Source organism: Tenacibaculum sp. FZY0031 (assembly GCF_036350695.1).
Taxonomy (GTDB): domain Bacteria; phylum Bacteroidota; class Bacteroidia; order Flavobacteriales; family Flavobacteriaceae; genus Polaribacter.
This window is the reverse complement of record NZ_JAZDVY010000005.1, coordinates 200,958-224,146: the sequence shown is the minus strand read 5'-3', so window position 1 is coordinate 224,146 and position 23,189 is coordinate 200,958. Positions and strand designations below refer to the sequence as shown.

Genomic DNA, 23,189 nt, shown 5'->3' with positions numbered 1-23,189 from the left:
ATGAATGTAATTGACCAAAATAAAATACTTAACTCGCTAGAATTAGCGCTAGAGAATCACACTCGTTTGATTGATAGTCGAACAGAGAAAGATGATTTGAATTTTTTGGCCAACTTCGCATCGTTACTTAATTTTTATGATAAAACAAATTCAGTAAATGGAGATTGGAGTCCTTTTTTACTCAAAGATCCAGTGTTTTTAATTGCTTCAATAGCAAAGACACCTTATCAAAAAATACATTCTTTGTTCGTACAAACTTGTATAAATTTAGAAGAGTTACTGGTGTGTAAAAAAACTACTTCAGAAGCCAACAAACAGCACAAAAGCATCGCAAATTGTTTTAACCAGTTATTTAATCAACTACTAAGTGTTTTTCATCTCGTTGAAAGATGGATTCATTATATGTTAGAATCACCCCTTACCTATAATTTAAAAAACTATACGATTAACCAAGTAAAAGAAAAGTATAGTCAGTTTTTGTGGGCACTTATTTGGTTAAAAGAGCAACTACACATAAGCAAACAAATACAAGGCATAACTTCAGTAAACAAATATTTTTATACCATATTCAATCCAAAAATTTGGAAACAAGCTGATGTGAAAATTCCGTATTCGGAATTGCTAGCACTTGCCTATCCATTAAAAGAAAATACAGCATATGATTTTTACAATTCGTTAAAAACAACAGGAGAAATTATTTTTTCATTCTTCAATAGTATTATAGAATATTCATTTGTAGAATTTAAAAACATAAAAAAAGAGAAAAGTTTATTTCCTGATACTTTGTTACTTCATACATTCACAGAATTGATGAAAATTTATAAAAATCAATTGAATGGACTCACAGAAAAACATTTAAGATTTTATTATAAAGACATTTTACGTCAAAAAAAACAGTTAGCTAAAGCCGATTCAGTTTTTGTATGTGCAGATTTGTCTGAAGTAAAGATTCCTTTTCAGTTAAAAAAAGATACATTATTTACAGCTGGACAGTATGCTGATGAATCAACAATTTTATTTAAAGCTATAAATAATGTTTCCTTGAATCCAGCTAGTATTTCAGAAGCATATACACTTACTCAAAAAAACAAAGAGAACGGTTTATCTAAACTCTATAAAAAGCAAGTTGAAGACGTAGGAACAGTACAAAGAAATGAAGGAGGAAACATTGAAGGCTGGAAAACGTTTGGTTCACAAAATACTCCCGAAGGAAAAGACGTACGATTAGGTTTTGCAATAGCATCTCCTGTATTACAACTAAAAGAAGGAGATAGAGAGGTACATCTAAGCTTTACTTTTTTAACTAAAGTAAATAGTCTGAGTTTTTTTAAAAGAGGAAAATATTATTTAAGCACAGAAGAAGCGTGGTATGCGCTATCTAAAGAGAATATTGAAATAACTAGCAATAGTAACAACAAATACCAAGTTCATTTTAAAATTACTCTTGGAAAAACTAGTCCTGCAATAGTCTCTTTTCAAGAAAATCCAGATGGCATAGTAAGTTCGTGGCCTATGTTTAAAATGAGTTATGATGAATTTGTGGATATCACAAACCCTCCCCAAATTAAATCGTTAGAAATAAAAGTAGCTGTAAAAGAAATAAACTCTTTTCAATTGTATAACGATTATGGATTGTTAGCAACGGAAAAACCTTTTCAACCTTTAGGTCCCACGCCCGAAAAAGACCAAAGTTTTATGATTGGCAGTTCTGAAATTTTTAGCAAGCCAGTAAAAAATTTTTCAATACAATTAAACTGGAATAATTTACCCACTGCTTTTACAAGTTACTACCAACAGTACAACAAATATTTGGCAGGTTATTATAATGACTTACCTAGTATTATTGAAGCTAAAGAAAAAAAGGAAACACCATTTTTTAGCAGAATATGGCCTTTTAATAAAAAGAAGAGAGTAATAACAACCCCCATTTACGATACGCCATTTAATGATGAGTGCTTTGAAGTAGTATTTCAATTACTTCAAAATAAAGAATGGATTCCGTTTGAAATGAATACAAGTAGCTCTTTTTTAGATAGTTTACTTCTAAAAAAGAAGTCCGATACCTACAAAAGAGAATTGTTTCAAAAGATACACTATGTCAATGCCAGTATAAAAGTTAGAGATGTGTTAACCATAAAAAAGCAACTAGAAGTTGATGAGTTATTTACGATTAAAGAGGTTTTAAAGGTGAGGGCGAACCTAAATATAAATGACAAATTATCGATAGAAGTTGCTCTAAAAATAAAAGGATTTTTAAAAATAGAAGAACGATTAGTTGTAAGTGATATTTTAAAAATAAAAGAAGATTTAAGTATTAATTACTTAACAAAAAATCAAGAAAAAGTAAAGGTAACCGAACTTTTTGAGTTTAATCAAGACTTAAAGGCAGCTGATGTTTTTCTATTAAATGAAAAAGTAAGCGTGGATAATACATTAGAAATTCAAAACCACTTAAAGAGTTCGAAAATAGTGTTTTATAAAAATCATAAAGTAGCCTCATTAGATTTAGAAGTTAAAAACCAACTATCTATCAATGCTCACTTAAAAATTGAAGACGTTTTTGAAGTTAATAAGAATTTGACAGTAAGCGATTTGCTAACAGCTAGAGGAAAAGAAATTGTTAGGTTAAAAAAAGACATAAATTTAAACGATTTATTAATACTACATCCAGAAAACTCAAGTACTCACATAAATTGTGTAGGAAACTTAGTTCTTGAAGATGAACTAAAAGGTACTACTGATTTTGATATTCATGGAAAGTTGCAGTTTGAAGGAGATGTGGGTATAGAACATACCATAAAGATCCAAGAAAGATTTTCTTTTCAAGAAGTTGTTAATATAAACATTCAGCGAATTGAAAAAAATGCCACAGTTCGAATAAGTAAACTTAATAGTGATAGTGTTTTTGGATCTACAAAAATTTCAAAAGTTCAAAAAGATATAAATCCTACGATTCAAAATGTACCTATAGAATTTACTGAACAAACGTCAACAGGATTTATACGTATGCAATTGATAGGTCCAAAATACGGGTTTGGATCAGCATTGTATTCAAAAATAGTTAGTGCTATAGCCTTATATAATGCCGACGGTATAGCGTTGAACTTTAAAGATGGAAAGATTAAGTACCCATTAGCTAAACCGGCAAATGAACCCTATACACCTGTTGTAGGCGTATTTAAAGGAGAGTATACAAGTAGCGTAACGTATAACTTTTTACATAAAGAAAATGAATATCCATTACAATGTTTTTATTACGATGTTTTTAAAAACTATAAAGTATATGATACTAGTTTAACGAAGAAAAGAAATGCTGAGATACGAAATGGTTTCCCTGCATTGTTACCAAAAGTTGAAAATAAAGGAAACTTGTTTTTAGCATTAGAAAAAGTAAAAGCCCCCGCAGCAGTGAGTTTTTATTTTGAGCTGGCACAAAGTTATACAGTCCCAAATCACGGTAAACAAGAAATTAACTATAAATATTTAGCACAATATAGTTGGGAAGCATTGCCTTTACTTTCAGACACAACTGGTGGATTTGGTTGTTCAGGTATTGTTACCTGTAACATTCCGTCAAGTATCGCAACTACACATACCACAATGCCCAATGATAAGTATTGGATATGTATTGGAGTGAAAAACAATCCAGATGCATATTGTGAAACTACTTTTTTAAAGACAAACGGTTTTGAATTACAACGAACAGGAGAAACGTATAAAAGTACTTTGGAAAGACCAGAAATAAAGGCAGATGTAATTGAAAGTCCGTATACATCCATCCCCGAAATTGCTACCGTTGTGCAACCATTTCCTTCTTTTGGAGGAAAGATGGCTGAAACAGAAAAGCAAATGAACAAACGAGTAAGTGTACGGTTAAAAACGAAAGCTAGGGTAGTAACAAGTCAAGATTATTACAGAGAAGTCAAGGAAGTGTTTTCCGAAGTATACTACGTAAAAACGAGCTATGAAAACCAGCTAAAGAAAACGATGGTATATGTAGTTAAAAAAAGTCAAAAAAGTACCGATTCAATGGCGTTCAGACCTCTCGTAAATCAATGTTATCAAGAAAAAATACACACATATTTAGAACATAGAGCTTCTGGGTTTGCTAATATTCAGGTAAGTAATTTTGAATTGATTTATGTCAAAATAAAAGGAGAAGTTAAAGTTGTTGCTGGATACGAACCTAAAGGAGTGGCTCAGAAAATAAATACAGGTATTAATGTTTTTTTATCACCTTGGATAACGACTTCACAAAAACAAATAACCATCAATAAAGGAGTGAGTGTTGCCCAGCTTTCCGAGTTTATAAAGAGCTTTAAAGAAGTTGAGAATATTACATTTTTAGAATTTTATCTAGGAAAAAAAGAGCACGACTCTGGAAAAATTATATACAAAAGCATGCCCTATCATGCGGTAAGTGTTTTAGATATAAAATTATCAAACTTACTAGTCCCATCATTAAATAACACAGAAATAATTTACATGTAATGGAAGCATTGAATTGTATAGAAAATACCAGATTACCTATAGAACTTAACTTTGAAGAGCTCAAAGCATTGGGACTTGCTTATATTCAAAAAAACAACAATAATACTTGGACGAATCTTAATCCAAGTGATCCAGGAGTTACAATTTTAGATCAGTTGTGCTTTGCTTTAACGGAATTGGGATACTGTACTAATTTTTCAATCAAAGATATTTTAACCGATAAGAACGGAGAGTTAATAGTAAAAAATCAATTTTATCTACCAGAAAATATACTAACAACATCGCCAGTTACAATTAATGATTTTAGAAAATATGTGGTTGATCAAGTAAAAGAACTAGTAAACTTACAAATAAGCCCTCTGCAAAGTCAGCATAATGTTTACAAGGTAGAAGTACTGATAAATCGAAGAATTGATAAAAACAAACAGGTTGAAATACTTTTTCCCAATAATGAAGAAAAAGAAGGAACTAAAAAGAGTCAAGAAGCCATTATTTTAGAACATACTTTTTTTGTTCTGAATTCTTGTAGAAACCTAGGAGAATTGTTTTTGTATCCAACTTCTCTTAGCACTAAAAAGCATCAGGTATATGGAGAGCTAGAAATAGAAAACGGACATGATGTAAATAGTATTTTAATAGAAATAGAAACAGCAATAAACAACTATGTATTTCCAAAGTTAATTCAAGCAGGATATAATGAGTTAAAGGAAGAAGAAACGACAAATACTATTTTTAATGGACCAAAATTAACTAATGGATGGATTGCAGAAAGTAACATGCTTCCAAAGAAAAACAGAGTTCAAGCTTATGAATTAACAAAAGTTATTCAATCGATAAAAGGAGTGTTGTCCATTTCAAATGTGTCATTTGGAGGTACTGAGACAATGTATGAAGTATGTTCTTCTGAGGATGAAATATTGGTGTTTGGTTTTATTGATTCATCAGAGAATAAAAGCAACAGTTTGCAGGTTTTTACAAAAGGAAAAGATATCAGTGCTAGTATAAAAGCTTCCGTTGTAAAAGAATTATCAGGATTAGACGATGCTAATAGTCAAATTAGTAAAGTGTCTACGGTTAAAATGGCTCCAGCGTTACCCAAAGGAACCTATAGAGATATTAATAGTTATTATTCTATTCAAAATACATTTCCAAGCATCTACACTGTGGGTAATGAAGGAGTAAGTGCTAATGCAACTGCTTTTCAAATAGCACAATCTAGACAGCTAAAAGGATATTTAACATTGTTCGATCAAGTATTAACTAATCAGTTTATGCAACTGGCTAGTATTAATAAGCTCTTTTCTTTTGAAAACGCTGTAACAGGAGCACCCGCTGATGAAGAACAATTTTATAGTGTTCAAACAGCTTTTGAAAATGAACATCCTGAGTATCCATCACCTTTTGTTTGTTTTTCACCAACCTACTATTATCAATCATTGTATAAGGAGGTTCCTCATATACGTCCTTTACTACGCAATTTTAAAAAGCATGAGTTCGGTTATGAAATTCAACCTATTACACAAACAGTAAATAATAGTTGGGAAAAGTATCAAAATGATCCTTATAACTCTTATATGTGGGGATTGATGTCTTTTATGGAAGATGAAGAGGTAAATTTAGAAAGAAGAAACAAAATACTAAATCATTTATTGGCAAGACATGGTGAGTCGCCAATATTAATAGATACTATTATTGAAGGCACGGTGTATTCGGGAAATTCGCAAAAAGATAAAGTCATTATCAAAAGCTTGTATTTGCAAAATTTAGGGCTTTTATCGTATTACAGAACCAAAGCATATAATTTCATAGGGGCCTCACCATTAACAATAAATTATATAGAACACTCTTATGAGTTACCAGAGAAAGAATATAAAGAGCTGCAAAAAAAGCTAATTCAGGGAAATCAAAAAAACTTCATTTTTGATACTCTTAACGTAGAAAAAGAGCAAAAAATAACCCAAATAGATTTTACAGATTTTTCGGCAATAGAGCTAAAATTAAATCTACTATTTGCTTTGAATATTTATTATCAAGATTACTTGATAAACTATAACGATGCCTATGCGTATTGGTTGATTACACAACGAAAAGGTTTTTTATGTATAGAAACTAATTTGCTAAAAGAGTCGGCAGATTATGAAATAATAATTACGGAAGATTTTACAGGAGAATTATACTGGAAACTAGGTCAAAAACTAACGTATAATGAACTTTTAAAATTAGAGCTTTTACTAAAAAAGCAAATTGGCTTTGCAGAATTAAAAAAAATATATCCCCTCGTAAAAGTGGAAAAAAGCTACTGTAAGAAAAGTGCTTTTATAAACATAGAACATTCTGTGTACAAATGGCTAGTTAAAATACCTTTAGAAGAATATTCATTACCAATAACAGCTTCGTTTTTTGATAATGAACTTCTGTTAATTTTTCCTGAATTTTTTGAAGGGACTTCGAGTTTTAAAATTTCAGATTTTAAAAATAGGCTGTCTTGTTTTTTAGAAAGTGAACTGCCAGTACAAGTAACGACAAAGAACTTTTTTGTGAAAAACAATTTACTCAAAGAGTTAATAGTTGCGTATGCAAAATGGTATAATAATTTACGTTTTAATCAAGAAAATGGTGAATTACATGGTGCCGATTTAACAATTAGTGCAAGAAAGTTGATTAAAATACTAGTTAAATTAAATGGATTAGATCGTGATTAAAAACAACAATCATATCATAGCACGTTGCTATTGGAGTACTTCTTTCAATGATAAAGACAAGGGGGTAGAACTTCAAAATGCGATTAGTAACTGGAGTGAGCATCACATGCCTAGAAAAATAAAGAGTGTTTTTGATGTTGTATGTCCAGAAGAGCAAACTCTTAAAATTAAAAGTTTAGAACTCGATTTAGGAGTTATAAGGTATAAAAATTTACAAGAAGATTTACATCTGAAATTAAAAGAGCAACTGCTATTAAAACTTAGCGATATTTTAATGCATCCAAACAAATATGCCCAAAGTATTGAAGTTGTGACAAAAGAAAGCACCCATTTAGCAACGTTAAAATACTTTTTATTAAAAGGTGTCATGCCTTGGAACTATCAAAAAATAAAAGGATCGATTAATGAAATTTTTGAACATCAGTTGTTGCATAACAAGTATGAAATGATGCACATGATAAAGGTAGTTGGGATTCATGAATATGTGAGAAAAAGAATAGCGTGGCAGTTAAAAGAAGAAAATGTTAAAGAGATTATTAAGAGCTTAGAAAGAAGTAATGACAATTATATTATAGAGTTTTCTGAAGAGTTTGTGAAAGTCCAAGAACGAGAAGCCATGGTTAAAACAGGACTTCATGATTTTAAAAAGAATTTACTGTTTTGGATTCTCAATTACCTATTTGTAGAAAGAGGAACCATGTTTAATAAAATAGAATTTGTACAAAGCAATATTGAGCAAATGGCAAAGCATTTTAACATGGAATACCTCGAACTCTTTGCGCTGATTGAGGAGGCTGTTGATAAAGTACACGAGCATTCGTATGTTAAAAACAATTTTATTTTAATTCTTTCTATTCTTTCTCAAAAGCAGCAAAATACTTTTTATAAAAATCCTTCAACTAAAAAGCAAATAGAAAAGCAATGGCAGTTGTTAGAGCATTTATTACAATTAGCTAACAATCGTAATACACCGCATCAAAAAAAGCAACTCGAAGAACTCATACATCATTTATCAATCAAAAATCCAGTTCGGTTTAAAGAAATAATTACCTCATTGAATAAGAATTCATTAAATGAAGTAGCACTTAGTAACAATATATCAAAAGAGTCTTTGCAAATACTATTTGAAACACTGTCTCCTACCTGTGCGGAAAAAATAATAAATCAGATAGCATTTTTGGAGAAATTAGAATTAGAAAAACATTTTAAGACGTCAAAAAGATGGTTGCTTTCGAAAGGAATTCAGTATTTGAAAAAGAAAAATGGAGTATTTTCAAGTAAAGAATTTTCGAACTATATCATAACAGAACTGAATAGAATTCAAAGAACATCAAAAATAAAAATTTTTGAAAAGATATTAAATACTCCAATTTTAACAACAGATAAAAGCACTGAAACGTTGAGTGTTTTTAAAGAGTTAAAACAGCTATACAGGTTAGAGCTAACCAAAGAGATCCCTGTTTTTTCTGAAGAAAAACTAATGGAAATTCTTAATGAATTAGAAACTGGTTCGAAAAAAAGAAAAGAAGGAAACGTTAAAGAAAAATATTATAAAATTCTTCGTGTATGGCTTAAAGAAGATCCAAAATCTTTATGGAAAATATTGAAAGCTTATGAAAAGCAAAAATTTGTTAAAGAATTACTACTTGAATTACTAGACGATATCACAACAGTTATTCCGCTATTTAAAAAAGTATTTCCCAAACAGTATGAGATACTAACCAAACTAGAACTTAGTATTGATGAGGTTGTTCGTAGAAACTCGATGTTATCTCAAAATCTACAAACCGTAAAAAAGCTAGTATTATTTGAAGGAATAAAAATCTTAATAACCAAACAAAAACTAGATACCACTTCTTTTATAAAACTAGTTTTAGTACGAGTGAGTATTCAAAAAGAACAATTAAATAATAAATTGTATGAAGAGTTAATTGTCAGTGCTGTATCCTCATTTTTAGAAGAGCGTCAAGAGTTTTCAAATGCTCAAAAGAGAGAGTTGAAAATACTTGTTCGTACAATGAAGGTATCGTCTAAACTAGAGGAGTTAACTAGGTATATAAAAGAGCATCATAACAAACAAATAGAGGTAGCAGGAATCTTAACTCTTTTGATTCGCGAGAAAAAGATAAATACGAATGACTTTAAAAAACATGAAACTATAATAAGTCAATACTTATTAAGAGAGGGAGGGATATTGCAAGAAAACTTAATAAAAGAGTACCAAGAAAAAAGAAATTTACTTTATAAGAGCTACACAACTTTAGAACTCGAGAAAATCATTACAGAAATTTATTGGTTAAGTATCGCAGACTATCAAAGTTATAAAGGAGATAAAGCAAAATTTGAAACACTCTTTAAGAGGTCCGTTTTACAGTTTTTAGGTGCTTATAAGAGAGAAAAAAAGCAAATACGAAAAAACAAAAAACGGTTTATAGAAGAAAAAACAGTAATGAATCGTGTAAAGCTAAAAAGAGAAAGCTTTTTAGTAAAAGAAGTAGTATTTCATGTAAAAGAAGCGATTCAAAAAGGAGTTCTGGAAATCGTTATAAAAAAGAAAAAACTGCAATTAGAAGAAGTACTGCTTTTACTTCTAGAAGAATGTCCAGTATTGGTATTTGAGCTATTAAAGGATAAATCTATAAGAGTCAACCAACTTGAAAAGCTACAATTAATTATTTCTTTCAAACAGTTTACCGCATTAATTGTACGAAATGTAGTAAATAATAGCCTTAGTAGTGTCATGAAAGATGGTTTAATATTATACTGTTTGCTGGAGGAGTTAGCTGAAGTGACAAAAGAAATAGAAGCCAAATTTTGGAATAGCATTATACAACTAATTAGAGGAAGTAAGGAAAGAAAAGAATTAAAAAAGTTAGTTAGGGTAGTTCTGGAAGAGTTTTCAAAGAAAGAAATAAAAGCTTTGGAAGTAGTACATGTTATAAAAGATAAAAGTATGGAAATATCCAGTGTTTTACGAGAACTATTGGAGGAAGATAGCTTCGCATTTGAGTTGTTAGAGAAACCAATTAAAGAAAAGTATGAGTTTGAAATTATAACATCAAAATACAAAGCCGCTAGTTTAGAAAAACTGGTAACATCTTTATGTGTAGAAAGGAAAATACCGTCTTGGTTTTTACACACAACACCAATCACATTTGAGGAAGTATTGAATGACATTTTAAGAAATAGCCCGTTAACAATAGTATCAGTATTAAGAAGAAAAGCAATAACCGATACTCAACTGTATAAACTGGCTGAAAAAATAGAGGCTTTAACTCTAATTAAAATATTAAAAGAATTATATCCTAATCAACAAATCCAGTTAACAGCTATAGAGAAATTGCACAAGGCAATAAGAGCTATTTCAATAAAAAATATTAAGGCAGAAGAAATTCAGCAAATACTTCTAAAAAAAGTACTAAAAAGCTGGGTAACTTCTAATTGGAAGCTTATAGGAGCAGCTTCAATATGGAAAGAATTGTTATGGGAAGTGTGTACTAAGAAAGATGTAGAGGAATCTCTTTTTTTAGAGGCCTTAGAGAGTGTGAAAATACAATTACCAATGCAGTTACAAATGAGTTATAATGAATTGGGAAAATCGGAAAAAATTAAAAAAACAACTCAAAAAAAAGTGGATAAACAAGAAAATACAAACCAACAAAGTGAAGCTAGGTTAGCTGTTGGTATAGCCGTTCCAAATGCAGGAGTAGTATTGTTGAACAGTTACTTTTTAATACTATTTGAGCGACTCAAACTGGTAGAAGATAACAGCTTTGTTTCAGATGAAGCTCGTTTAGATGCCATTCATTATTTACAATATATAGTAACAGGAATGACCAAGACTGAAGAATCTTTTTTAGCACTGAATAAAGTACTATGTGGTGTTTCGTTGTCTCAACCGATACGTGAAGAAATACAAATGTTAAGTGAACATAAGCATTTAATAGAAGGGCTTATTGAAGCGGGTATTGGGTATTGGAGTGCTATTGGAGCAACTTCAATACAAGGCTTTAGAGGAAACTGGTTGGTGCGTAATGGCGTTTTAAGAGAAGAGGAAGATCGTTGGAGTTTGATAGTTGAAAAAAGGCCGTATGATATTTTGATGTTAAAATCTCCTTTTTCTTTTTCTATTATAAAATTACCATGGATGCCAAAGCCACTTCATGTAACGTGGCCTTTTTAAAGAAAAAAAAGAGGAGCTAAATGCTCGGTAGAGCGATAAAATAAATAATAACCTAAACCAAATTTTATGAATTCTTACAATGAAAATCTGCATTCTAGTGTCGTTTCGGCATTGAATGAGCAGGAATTAAAACTTCAGAAAACAAAAGCCACTCTTGACGCTTCGATGTTTTCACTATACTATGCTGAAGGAGCTCGAATAACCGCAGCTGAAAACTTACATAAAGCTAATGAGCAATTCAACTTTCAACAATTAGTAAAAGAACAAGCAGTTATTGATAGCGATTTAGCTACCAATGTATTAGCATCTGCTAATTTAGGAAATGAATTAGTAGCAAAGTCGGTAACAAATACTTCTGTTGCTGCGGCCAATGTACAAATAGCGTCCAATGCTATTTTAAAACTAGCAAGTGATACAGGAAGTATTTTTAGTATGGTTAATGCGGCCGATTACGGTACAGAAATTTACGATCAAAGCAAGGAAGCCTATGAGTTGATGAACAAAACAGCGTATTTAGCAGAGCAAACTTCACAATATAGCATGGAAGCTTCAACTTTAATAGCAGAAGTACCTTCCAACACACTATCTAAAAAAGCGCAAACAACAGACGCTTCTATTAAAAGTTTGTTAGAAGCAGTTACAACTAACTTTAATACAGCTTCAGCTAACGTAGCAGCCTCATCAGCATCACTTGCAGGTACAAACTCAAAAGAAAAAGTAGCAGAAGGAACTTTAGAAAACACAAATACAGTTTATAATTCTGAGGTACAGGCCTACGGTTTGTACAATAAAGAGTTGAACTTAAACTTGTTAGTGAAAGTACCTGATGTGGTTGGGGAACGAAGTAATTATAAAGTGAGTTTTAACAGCTACCAAAGTCCATTTACGAACAAAAGAAAAGGAGGATACCCCGTAAAAGGTTATTATATCTTTTTAGTAAAAAATGACAGGAAAGATACTTTTTCAATTTCAGATGCAGAAGCATTAATTTTAACGGAACCAACTTCTAAGAGGTATGTAGAAATGCCAAGTGAAAGAAGTGCAAAAAATGAAATAGATATTTACCAATCACAGTTAAAAGATGTCGATGGTGCATCTATGGAGTTAGGAGAAAACTATGTAGTATTTGTTTTTGCATTGCTAAATAATGAATACAAGAAACTACTAAACACTTTTGATGATTATTTATCGGCACCGTCAGCTGTGTTTAGCTTAACAAAACAATTGGCTGCTCCAGCTTCAGAAACAATTAAGGTGATAGAAAATAAAATGATATTTCACATTGATGAAAATGATGGTAATGAAGTAGAATACCGTTGTATGTTTTTACCAAATAATAAGAAGTTTGTAAAAGGATTATTAACTGTAGAAGGGTTAAAAACAATTGAAAGTGAAACAAGGAAGTTAGAAAGAATAGCCGATAAGTATGATCCAATTATAGCGAAGTTAGAATCGGAAATAAACAACCTTACTTCAGAAAAAGGAGGGGTTGAAGATTTGTTGCTAACAAATCAAGAAGAGCTGTCATCAGATGATTTAGAAACAAAAGAACTTAAAAAGTTAAAAGACGAGCGTAAAAAGCTAAAATCAGATCAGGATAAAACTACTTCGCAAATAGCAAAGTTAGAAAAAGAGTTAAAAATAGTTGAACGCAGAAAGCAACAAGCAATCAATAGTATTGAAACACCAAAACATATTCAACCAGGATTCTTTTTTAATTACACAGTTGCTTCTGGGTTGAATATAGAAACCTATTCGCTTGCTCAGAAAACGGATAAAGAAAATGAATGGGAGGTTGAAATAACAACAAGTACCACAGATAATTTTGGGAATCGATTGCATGAAGATGATAAGTATATTCCAGTAGTATTAGCAATGCCTGATGAAGGAGAAGTAGTGAATAAACAGATTGTTGGAGCGTTATCAGACTTTCAAAAAACCAAAGACTTTACTTATACACCTAAAAAATAAAACGAACCATGGCAACATTAAATATAATTAATACGATTCCTAATAAATACGGAATTACAGAAAAAAAGAAATCAGAATTAGATGCATTAACCAATCAAGTTTTGTATGCACAAGACAGAGTTGAACAATTACAAGCTATTGTAAATTCACTAACAGAAAAATCACAATTATTGCAGACGCAGTTAGCTACTGAGAAAGCAAATAAAGGTTTAGCGTTAAGCAATAAAGAGTTGTTAGATCAAGTAGTAGATAATGTAATTGATTTGCTAACAGCCTCTCATGGTGCTTTTGATAAAGTGGTGTATTCAGATTCAAAAATTAAGGAAGTTTCTAATAGTATCAAAAACGTTACAGATAAGTTGATTTACTCCGCGGAAGTAGTTAATAAATTATCAAATTTAGTAATCAGAAAAAAAGCACAAAACCCATTGATTTCTGATGAATTAATAACGATGGTTACCAATGCAGGAAAAGATGCTAATAATGCAGTAGCATTAACACTAACAGCATTAAACTCAGTGTTTGCTTCACAGGCAACTACAGTAGAATCAGAAGGAACTATGTCGTTAGAGTATTTATATGCAATTAAGTTGTACGAGTTTATTACAGGAGAAGACCTATCAGATGATCCTGCTGATGAAACTTCAAAAAAGATACTTAACATATTAGATAAAATTAGGCTTAATAAGAGAAAAATTATCATCATCGAAGAAGAAACTATTGTGAATGAGCCAGAAAAGGCAAGTATTAAAGAGTTGATATACAAAGCCTATAATAGAGCATCTTTAAGATACAAGCAAGTATTAACAGCTAGTAATGATGCTGCGAAACAGCTTAGTGAAGCAGAAACGGCTTTAAGCAAAGAAATGGGGGTTTTAAACTCATTGCAATCAGGATTAGCAGCAGCAAATGCAGCGGCTTTAGCTTCTTAATGTTAAATGAAAAAGGTAAGAGATTGTCTTTATGATAATTTTATTATAAAGGCAACCTCTTTTTAATAGATAACTAGTTAGAATGTATCTCAATAAAAAGAACCTTAAAGTAGGTAGGGATTCGACAAATGTGCTAGATAGAGCCGGGACTAAGGCGTTTCAGTTGGTAGACAATAGAAAAGGCTTAGAATCAGAGAATATAATTCAGAAAATGCATAGCGATTCTGAAGATGGTTATGAAGGTGATTTTGAAGATGATTCTGAAAATGAGTATGAACCAGAATCAGAGGATGAAAGGATTGATTCAGAAGAAATTTTTTATGATAAACCATATAGAGGCTCTCGTTTTTTTTACACAAGCAAAGATCAAGACACTAGAAAGAATCTTATTGAGCGTCAAACAGGTTCTGATGGAGAATTACATTCAGGATTTTATGGCGATGGCCCTGTGATAAAATTAGATAGTAAAGGAAGAGAGATAAGAGAACATAATAAGAAATCAACAAAGAACAAACAGCCAGATATAGATCATATCATAGATTTTGTGGCTATTGATGATGAAGTTAATAAATACGATGATAGTGATCTTTCATCAGATGAAACAGAAGAGTTTAAAAACTACTTATATAATTTTGAAGGTAATTTAGAGATTTTATCAAAAAGTGCTCACAAATCTAAAAGAAGGTATACACGAGAAACAGTAACAAAAAAAATAAGTAATGAAGCTAGAGAACTTGTAAAAGAACAAAGGAAAAATTTTAAAACAGATGTTAAAGCTCAAAAAAGATTAAAAGGTAGACGTAAAAAGTCAAAAAAAAAGCTAGTCAAAAAGTAAAACCATTACAGTACACATAACTTTATAAAAACATTATAACCATGAAAAATATCACCAAAAAGTTTTACATCGATTTTTATAATAGAACTAATGGTTTTATTCCTTCAAAACCATTAAATCAACACATATACCCGGGTGATTTTTTTCAAATACACAAAGGAGAAGTGATTGTATTGGGTAATATTTTTAAAAACAACATTGTAGCTATTGATGAAGTAGAGTTAGAATATGGAATAGAGCTCAGCTCATATAATTGGAATTTTAGTAATGGAGTTACAAAACCATACTCTGGTAGAGATAGCGGTAAAAATCCTATTGAAGGAAACTTTGGTTACAGTAAGCAAATACTAGCTTTTCAAGAGTTTGGAAGCTTTTTTTTTACAAGCGAACAACCAGAGGCGGTTAGAATTTTAAATTGGAACGAAATAGCTTCAGAATTAATCATCAAACTTACACAAGTTTTGTATTCTTTTAGAGAACTGTATGTCGTTACAGAGAGTGTAACTACCAACGCTTGGGCATTGGCAGTTTCAGGATCTGATAAAGGAGAGTTAGAAATAGCTTCAGAAGCAGAGAGTTCAGGATTAATTGAACTATTTGGAAAAGCAAGTTCAAAAACAATTCAAGCAAGAGACATAGAATACTATAACAGGGAAAACAAAAGAATTCCGTCTTTTTTTAAAGCAAAGAAACTCATAGTACAACCAGAAAAGCTAGAAGTTTTTATAAGTAATTTAATAAGAGAAAGAACTGGTGTAATAGATTGGGCAAATCGTATGTTTAAAAATAGCTTTCATAATGAAACATTTACTGTTGCTATTCCTAAAAATAAACCGATATCTGTATTAGATATGCTACAAGCAAATCAGTTAAATCCGAACACAGCATTACAATATTTTACATGGGAAAATGCGAGTTTAGATGATGTAGAAAAATTATTTATTTCTTATGGAGATTAAAAATAACATACAAGCGTTATATAATGAAGTTTTGTGGTTACAAGAAGTCATACATAATGTTATAAGTACTTATTTAGAGCATGAAGGGGAAAGACCTCATTGGACACAAATACCACAACCCAATATAAGAAAAGAAGAATCCACTTACGCTGAATGTGTACAAGCATGGGAACTAAATAGCTATCAGAGATTAGCATTAGCATTGGCGCTAGCTCCGCAATTAAAACCAGAAATTTTAGATGTTTTCTTTGGGAGGAATAAAATTTATGATCGTGGTTTTACAGAATTTGGCGGAGTAATAGAAAAGAATCATAGCGGTTTTTTACCTACAGGGCAAACATTACTATTTTTAATTACTGCAACAGAACCACATTTAAGAAATAAGGTTATAGAAATTTTTAGCAAGGAAAACATCCTCATAAAAGAACAAGTAATATGTATTGAAGAAACAGAAAGTTTTATACCTGAGTATAATGGAATATTAGCTTTTAGCAAACGATGGTTTCACTTTTTTGTTACTGGAGAAAAAACAAAACTAGAGCATAGTAGTAGTTTTCCTGCTCAAAAAATTACAACCCATTTAGAATGGGAAGATGTGGTTTTGAACGATGTGGTAATGGATCAGGTATTAGAATTAAAATCATGGTTGCAACATGGAAACACTTTGATGAAGGAATGGGAATTGTTTAAAAAAATTAAACCAGGCTATAGGGCGCTTTTTTATGGTCCACCTGGAACAGGAAAAACCTTAACGGTTTCTCTGTTAGGAAAAGTATCAAAACGAGAAGTATATCGGGTAGATTTATCGATGATTGTTTCAAAATATATTGGAGAAACTGAGAAAAACTTATCAAAAATTTTCGATATCGCTCAGTACAAAGATTGGATACTCTTTTTTGATGAAGCAGATGCACTGTTTGGAAAACGTACAGAAGCTAATAGCTCTAATGATCGGCATGCCAATCAACAAACATCTTATTTGTTACAGCGAATAGAAGACTTCCCTGGAGTAGTTATTTTGGCTTCCAATTTAAAAGGAAACATGGATGCTGCTTTTACCAGAAGGTTTCAATCCATGATTCATTTTAGCATGCCAGAAGTTAATGAGCGCTATCAATTATGGAAAAATGCTTTTTCAGGAAAATGTACACTGCATCCAAATATAGATGTGTGGAAAATAGCAGAAGCATATGAATTGGCGGGGGGAGCAATAATTAATGTACTCCGTTTTTGTGCTTTATCGGCTATTACTCGTAATGATACAGTAGTTACAAAAGAAGAACTTTTAGAAGGAATTCGAAAAGAGTTTAAAAAAGAGAATAAGACAATAACTATTTTCTAAGATGGGAGAATATATAAAACATAAGAAAGAAAAAGAATCAAACATTTTTCAAAGAAGAGAAGGTAAAGGAAGTTTTCTAGAAGATAATAGAGGTCAAAATTTACCACCCATTCAAAGAGGCAAAAAAAATAAAGGTGACGATAGTGAAGATGATTATCAACCACCATGGGCGAAAAAACAAAAAAGATTTGCATTTACAGCAGATAAACCTACTAAACTGATCAAAAAAACAGCTCATAAAAGAAAACATTATGACAAAGAAAAATATGATGCAGTTTATACATGTCCAGCCTGTAGGAGACCTCTAGGATATATAAATAAAGGGTCTCAAAAAATGAATTTGACTAAGTTTTCTTATACAAGTAAGAATAATAATTTAAAAAGTCAAAGGGCATTAACATTAGATCATTCCCCGCCTTGGGCAGGAAGACTACGTAAATTAGAAAGCAGAAATGCTACGGATCAAGAAATGAAAGATGATTATAATGATGAAGATAGACTAAGAGCTTTATGTAAAAAATGCAATGAAAGTCATAAATACGAAAGTACAAAGCATATAGATTATGAGAGTGACGATGATGAAGAAGGATATATGACAGATAGTGAGGAGCCAGAAAATTCAGGATTTTACGCTCCTTTCAGATATAAGAAAGATGATGATGATAGTGCTGGAGGAGGAGGAGGCATCTTAGCTTAGAAAAATCTTTTAAATAACAACATCAACTTATGGAATACAAGAAAGAAAAAATAATTCAGCAAAAGAATAATGACTGGGAAAGAGTAGGCAAAAATGCAATGCAATTAAAAGATAATCGCTCAAGATTTAGTGATTCACAGTCTACCAATATAACACAATTAAAAGAAAAAACACCAACCAATGTAACTCAGTTAGTAGAAGAAACTTCCAAGCCTTTTTGGGTTCCGGGACCAGGAAAAGGTTTTATACCATTTATGGGAGCACAGTTTGATGGAGCTTATAGAGATCCGCAACATAAAAAGTTATTAGATGATATACCGGAGGATCAATGTCCTGTAAAAACATTTCACCAAGAAAATGATTATGCCGCAAGGTTTCCTTATGAAGGATCAAAAAGTAAGCTTGGAGATACTGGAATTAAAGCACACCGTATTTACAATAGGGTTAAAAACTTATTTAATTTCGGGGAATAACTGTAAAAAAAAAGTTTGTTATGTATACAAATAGTAAAAAGTTTGAAAACAATAAAAACATAGATTTTGTTGCACAAAAAAGAAGTAAAGGTGTTTGTTATACAGACAATAGGTCAGTTATAAGGATAGAAAATAATTCTTTTTTGAGTAGAAAAGATATTCAAAAAAAATCTTTTAATGAAACTGTATCGAAAGAACCTGTAGGAAATGAATCATGGCTTATAGGTGAGTCATCAATACATGGTAAAGGTGTAATAGCAGGCAAAAAATTAAATAAAGAGAAAGAGTTAGGAAAGGTAGCAACCTTAAATGAAAAGAATATTAATATCACCTCTAATTTTGGTTCTTTAATTAATCATCAATCAATGAAGAAAGCAAATGCTAAAATAAATAAAAAAGGCAGCGATTTTTTTCTAAAGACGGAGAGAACTATTCATCAAGGAGAAGAAATAACGACCGATTATGATTCTGCCGAGCCTTATTTTGCTAAAAGTAAGTCAAATTTTAAAGAAGTTTAGATTCGTATAAATGAGAATTCAAGAATGAAAGTTAGATGAAATCATTGAAACTTTCAAAGTATTAATTAAAAGAGAATAATTTCATGAAAGAACAATCTCATATTTCAAAGAATAAAACAAACAACTCTATTAAGCAGTCATCTAGTGAATATGTAGGTCAAAGAAAAGAAGCTACTTCTAAGGGATGTATTTTGACGGATAACCGATCTAATTTTACTGTTCAAAAAAAAGAAAATAACACAGGGCTTCCTGATACTTTAAAATCAGGAATAGAAGAGATATCCGGCTATTCTATGGATGATGTCAACGTACATTACAACTCCGACAAACCGGCGCAGCTCAATGCCCATGCCTATGCTCAAGGAACGGATATTCATATAGCAAGCGGGCAAGAGAAACATTTACCACATGAAACATGGCATGTGGTACAGCAAAAACAAGGAAGGGTTCAACCAACAATGTCTATAGACGGAACTCAAATAAATGATAACGTAGGATTGGAAAATGAAGCAGATATAATGGGTGCAAAAGCACTTCAAATGAAAAAAAAACAAGGTTCTACAATACAAAAAAAAAACAACTATAAAGCTAATCATAAAGAAATAGTTCAAAGAAGTTTTATGAACAGATTTCGACGCGCTTTTGGAATAACCCAACATGAAAAAAATGAAGGGCAAAGGTTATTGCAAGATCCTCAAATGTCTCCTTTAAACATGGAAGTTGATTTAGAAGATGCACAACAACGTTTAGAAAGTAATGTCGGGGTTAAAGCATCTATGGCAAGTTCTATTGGTAGTGGATTAGCTACCGCTATTGGTAAACCTGCTGATCTAGTTGGTAAATTATCTCAGTCAGGAACAGGAGCTGAAGCTTTAAAAATAAGTGGAACTGCCGGAGGAATTGGAGGTATTATTGGTGCTACAGGTTCATTAATTGATGCTGGTGTAAATTTACATAAACATCAAACGGGAAATCAATTATCTGGAGATAAAAACTTACTTAAATTAGACATTGCATCTAATTTAACTAATGTTGGAACTAGTATTGCCAGTTCTGTAGGAGGTTTTGCATCAGCAGTTGGAAATACAGCTACTGTTACTAGTTCTGCTTTAGCAGCTGGTCCATTTGCAGCGGCAGGAGGTCTCTTTGAAATGATAAGAGGTGGAGTTGGGGCTAAAGTAGCTAGTGATAGAGAAAGAATGTTGGGAGAGATCGGTACTCAAAATGCCGGTAGTGCATTAACACGAGAAATAGCTTCATTTGCAGAAGATAGTCAAGAAACCAAAAAGAAAAGCAGTATAGCAAATGTCGTAAAAGGAGGATTAGGCTTAGCTGGTGGTGCTGCTCTTTTAGCCGGAACTGGTCCTATAGGTTGGGGACTTTTAGGAGTTGCTGCACTTGCAGGGTTAGGTGTTAAAGGTTATCAAACGTGGAGGAAATACAAACACGGTAAAAGAGCAATGTCTGGCGAATATAATAATATAATGGATCAAGGTGAATTAAATCAAGGAATAAAATCGAGTAAAAAGTGGTATCACCCTAAGTTCTACGAAAAGATTTTAGCTCATGACTTAGTAAGAAGCAGTGCAGGAGGAAAATTAAGCGACTCTACTTCTGGTGTTCAAGATGAATTAAAGATAATTAATGCTTTAGGCTTAAATCCAAATACCGCCAGTGCTAAAGAGATAACTGAAGCAATGTAATTGAGTTTAATTTAAAACAAATTTACATTTTTAATCCTTTAAATATATTTATTCTATTACTCCTAAATGAAAAACGGTAAAACTAGAAAAATCAATTACACAAAAATATACAAACCACTAATACTCTATGTAGACAAAAATTAAACCAGATGCAAACTCATATAAATAAAATACACGAAGAAAAAAAAGATGCACAAATAAACAGTAACATCAAACAAAAAAGAAATACCGAAGGTTTTTATTTTAAAGATAATAGACCCAATAATATTGCTCAAAAAAAACTTTTTAGAACTCAAAAAACTCCAATTCAAATGGTAAAAAAAAAGAGTTTAAGAGCTAGGGTTCGTGAAAAACTAAAAAAAGAAGGGTATGAAAGTCTAACAGCACGTGAAAAAAGGTTTGCACCTCCTTCTGTAATAGAAACGGGTGCAGGTGAAGGACGTTTTTCTAAATCTTTTCGTAAAAAATTTGGAAAAAACTATGTGGCAACAGATATCGCAAATGAAGAAGGTCCAAATGGGTTTTTAAGCTTTTCAAAAAAAATTGGAGTACAAACAAAGTTTGGGGTTAATGCCAACGAAATAAGTGAAAAATTTCATAAAGGTACTATAGATCGCATCGTTGGGGCAAATCCATTTGGAGTTAAAGGAGTTGGAGGTGCTAGTTATGGTTTAAGTAAAGAGAACCCTGGAGGTAGTGGTAAACAGAGATATTTACCCGATAATAGGTTCTTAAAAAGTGCCAAACCTTTATTAAGACCAGGTGGTTCAGTAGAGTTATATGGTAGAAGTAATATGTTAAGAGATGCCGCCGTTGCTAATATTCCTAGTACAGGAAAAAAAGGAAGAAGAACAAAGGAAGAAGTACAACAAGTTCTTAAAGCTAAAGAAAAATATGAAGGCTCAAATGCAAATCCTTATTTAACAATTGCTCCTGATGAATTACATGATTTAGCTAAATCTACAGGTTATAAAGTCAGAGTAAAAAGGGCTAAACAGCCAAGAAACGTATTAAAAGGAGGAAACCCAGACACAATTGACGGAGATGAAGAAAGAGCAGAAAAAGGTTTAAAACCATTTAACACGCGTTTTTCATTTATTCCTGAAGAAGACGGATATGAATCAGATACTGATGATCCTCGTATTATTTATAGTGATGGAGAAGCCTCAGACTGGGAAGAGAGTTCCGACGAAGAAATATAATAAAAGTTTATATTTTCAAAAATTAATATAAACAACACTCCTACCCTCTTTTCATACGCTTAAAGTAACTTAAAAAAATAGTGCCTAGTTATAGTATAACTTTAATAACCAAACAACCATAAAAACTAACTATTATGAATGCTTCAATTTTTAGCTCTACTATAGGTGTTAACTTTAGCAATACCTTTCAAAGTGCTGGAAAACAAGTAAGTGCAACAACTGCAGCAACGCAAATAAAAGCAACAGGCGTTAAAGCGGTTAAGATGTTTACCTACAATCAGACAGATTGTATTAGTGCTTTTGCTAAGGAAGGATTACAAGTTTTAGTCGATATTCCTAATGGAGATTTAAAAGTTTGTGCTAGTTATGATACAGCTACTATAAGTGCCATCATAAAAGTATTATCAGATTACTCAACTACTATTCCAATGATATGTGTAGGAAATGAACCTCTAGGAAGTTGGTGGGGAAAAAAGTTTACTGGAGATCTTGTAAATGCTTTAAAAAACATTAAAAATGCCATTATAGCGAAAGGACTAGCCACCAAAGTAACGGTACCTTTTAACTATGCTATTATGGGAAATTCATATCCTCCTTCAGCAGGAACTTTCAATGGTAGTCTTAAGAATACAATTTTAGATGTTTGTGCTATTTTAAAAGAAGATAATTCAGTATTTATGGTTAATGTATATCCATTTATTACTCAAAAAAATCAACCGAAAAATGTTCATTTAGATTATTGTTTGTTTACTGCAGGTGAAAAGCATTGGGTTCATGATGGAAGTTACACATATAAAAATATTTTTGACGCAATGTATGATGCGTTATATGTGGCATTAGGAAATAATGGATATGGAAGCTTACCTATTGTTATTGGTGAAGCAGGATGGCCTACAGAACCTACTGCTACTTACTCTACAGCAACAAAAGCAAATGCACGAACATTTAATCAACATTTAATTAATCATTGTAAAAGTGGAAATGGAACACCACGTAACCTTAATGTTAAAATTCCTTGTTTTATTTTTGAAATGTATGATGAAGATAAGAAGCTAACTGATGCCGGTCTTTTTGAGCAACATTGGGGAGTTTATGGATATAATTCTCAAAGTAAAAAGTATGAAGCTAAGTATAGTTTAGCATGGTAACGAGTTGTATGATATAAAAAAAAGGATAATTAA

The 23,189-nt window shown here is 31.6% G+C and carries 14 protein-coding genes; all 14 read left to right on the top strand.

What is annotated here, in order from left to right; all coding sequences use genetic code 11:
* The 14 genes from V1T75_RS08820 to V1T75_RS08755 all read left to right on the top strand — a co-directional run bounded on the left by V1T75_RS08820 (position 1) and on the right by V1T75_RS08755 (position 23,156).
* The gene (locus V1T75_RS08820) at positions 1-4,491 is read left to right on the top strand and encodes a hypothetical protein (protein ID WP_330488184.1); all 4,491 of its coding nucleotides are present in this window, start codon (positions 1-3) and stop codon (positions 4,489-4,491) included.
* The gene (locus tag V1T75_RS08815; RefSeq protein WP_330488183.1) at positions 4,491-7,193 is read left to right on the top strand and encodes a hypothetical protein; all 2,703 of its coding nucleotides are present in this window, start codon (positions 4,491-4,493) and stop codon (positions 7,191-7,193) included. Before V1T75_RS08820 ends, V1T75_RS08815 begins: the two co-directional genes overlap by 1 nt.
* A complete protein-coding gene (locus V1T75_RS08810) occupies positions 7,186-11,376 on the top strand; it encodes a contractile injection system tape measure protein (protein ID WP_330488182.1) in 4,191 nt (1,396 codons plus the stop codon). Before V1T75_RS08815 ends, V1T75_RS08810 begins: the two co-directional genes overlap by 8 nt.
* 66 nt (positions 11,377-11,442) lie before the next feature.
* On the top strand, positions 11,443-13,347 hold the full coding sequence (locus V1T75_RS08805; protein WP_330488181.1) for a hypothetical protein: 1,905 nt from the start codon (positions 11,443-11,445) through the stop codon (positions 13,345-13,347).
* An 8-nt stretch (positions 13,348-13,355) separates the two neighbouring features.
* Positions 13,356-14,279, top strand: a complete 924-nt coding sequence (locus tag V1T75_RS08800; protein WP_330488180.1) for a hypothetical protein — start codon at positions 13,356-13,358, stop codon at positions 14,277-14,279.
* An 82-nt stretch (positions 14,280-14,361) separates the two neighbouring features.
* A complete protein-coding gene (locus tag V1T75_RS08795) occupies positions 14,362-15,114 on the top strand; it encodes a hypothetical protein (RefSeq protein ID WP_330488179.1) in 753 nt (250 codons plus the stop codon).
* A 41-nt stretch (positions 15,115-15,155) separates the two neighbouring features.
* Complete coding sequence (locus V1T75_RS08790) at positions 15,156-16,073, top strand: hypothetical protein (RefSeq protein ID WP_330488178.1); 918 nt, start codon at positions 15,156-15,158, stop codon at positions 16,071-16,073.
* A complete protein-coding gene (locus tag V1T75_RS08785) occupies positions 16,063-17,415 on the top strand; it encodes an ATP-binding protein (protein ID WP_330488177.1) in 1,353 nt (450 codons plus the stop codon). Before V1T75_RS08790 ends, V1T75_RS08785 begins: the two co-directional genes overlap by 11 nt.
* 1 nt (position 17,416) lies before the next feature.
* Positions 17,417-18,112: a GH-E family nuclease gene (locus V1T75_RS08780; protein WP_330488176.1), complete on the top strand. Its 696-nt coding sequence runs from the start codon at positions 17,417-17,419 to the stop codon at positions 18,110-18,112.
* Between the two features lie 29 nt (positions 18,113-18,141).
* A complete protein-coding gene (locus tag V1T75_RS08775) occupies positions 18,142-18,585 on the top strand; it encodes a hypothetical protein (RefSeq protein WP_330488175.1) in 444 nt (147 codons plus the stop codon).
* A gap of 20 nt (positions 18,586-18,605) precedes the next feature.
* Positions 18,606-19,103, top strand: a complete 498-nt coding sequence (locus V1T75_RS08770) for an SET domain-containing protein-lysine N-methyltransferase (RefSeq protein WP_330488174.1) — start codon at positions 18,606-18,608, stop codon at positions 19,101-19,103.
* An 83-nt stretch (positions 19,104-19,186) separates the two neighbouring features.
* Positions 19,187-20,806 carry an eCIS core domain-containing protein gene (locus V1T75_RS08765; protein WP_330488173.1) on the top strand — a complete coding sequence of 540 codons (1,620 nt, stop codon included), beginning with the start codon at positions 19,187-19,189 and terminating at the stop codon, positions 20,804-20,806.
* A 149-nt stretch (positions 20,807-20,955) separates the two neighbouring features.
* Positions 20,956-22,008, top strand: a complete 1,053-nt coding sequence (locus tag V1T75_RS08760) for a hypothetical protein (RefSeq protein WP_330488172.1) — start codon at positions 20,956-20,958, stop codon at positions 22,006-22,008.
* A gap of 134 nt (positions 22,009-22,142) precedes the next feature.
* Positions 22,143-23,156, top strand: coding sequence for a glycosyl hydrolase family 17 protein (locus tag V1T75_RS08755; RefSeq protein ID WP_330488171.1), 1,014 nt, complete (start codon positions 22,143-22,145; stop codon positions 23,154-23,156).
* Positions 23,157-23,189: the final 33 nt, after the last annotated feature.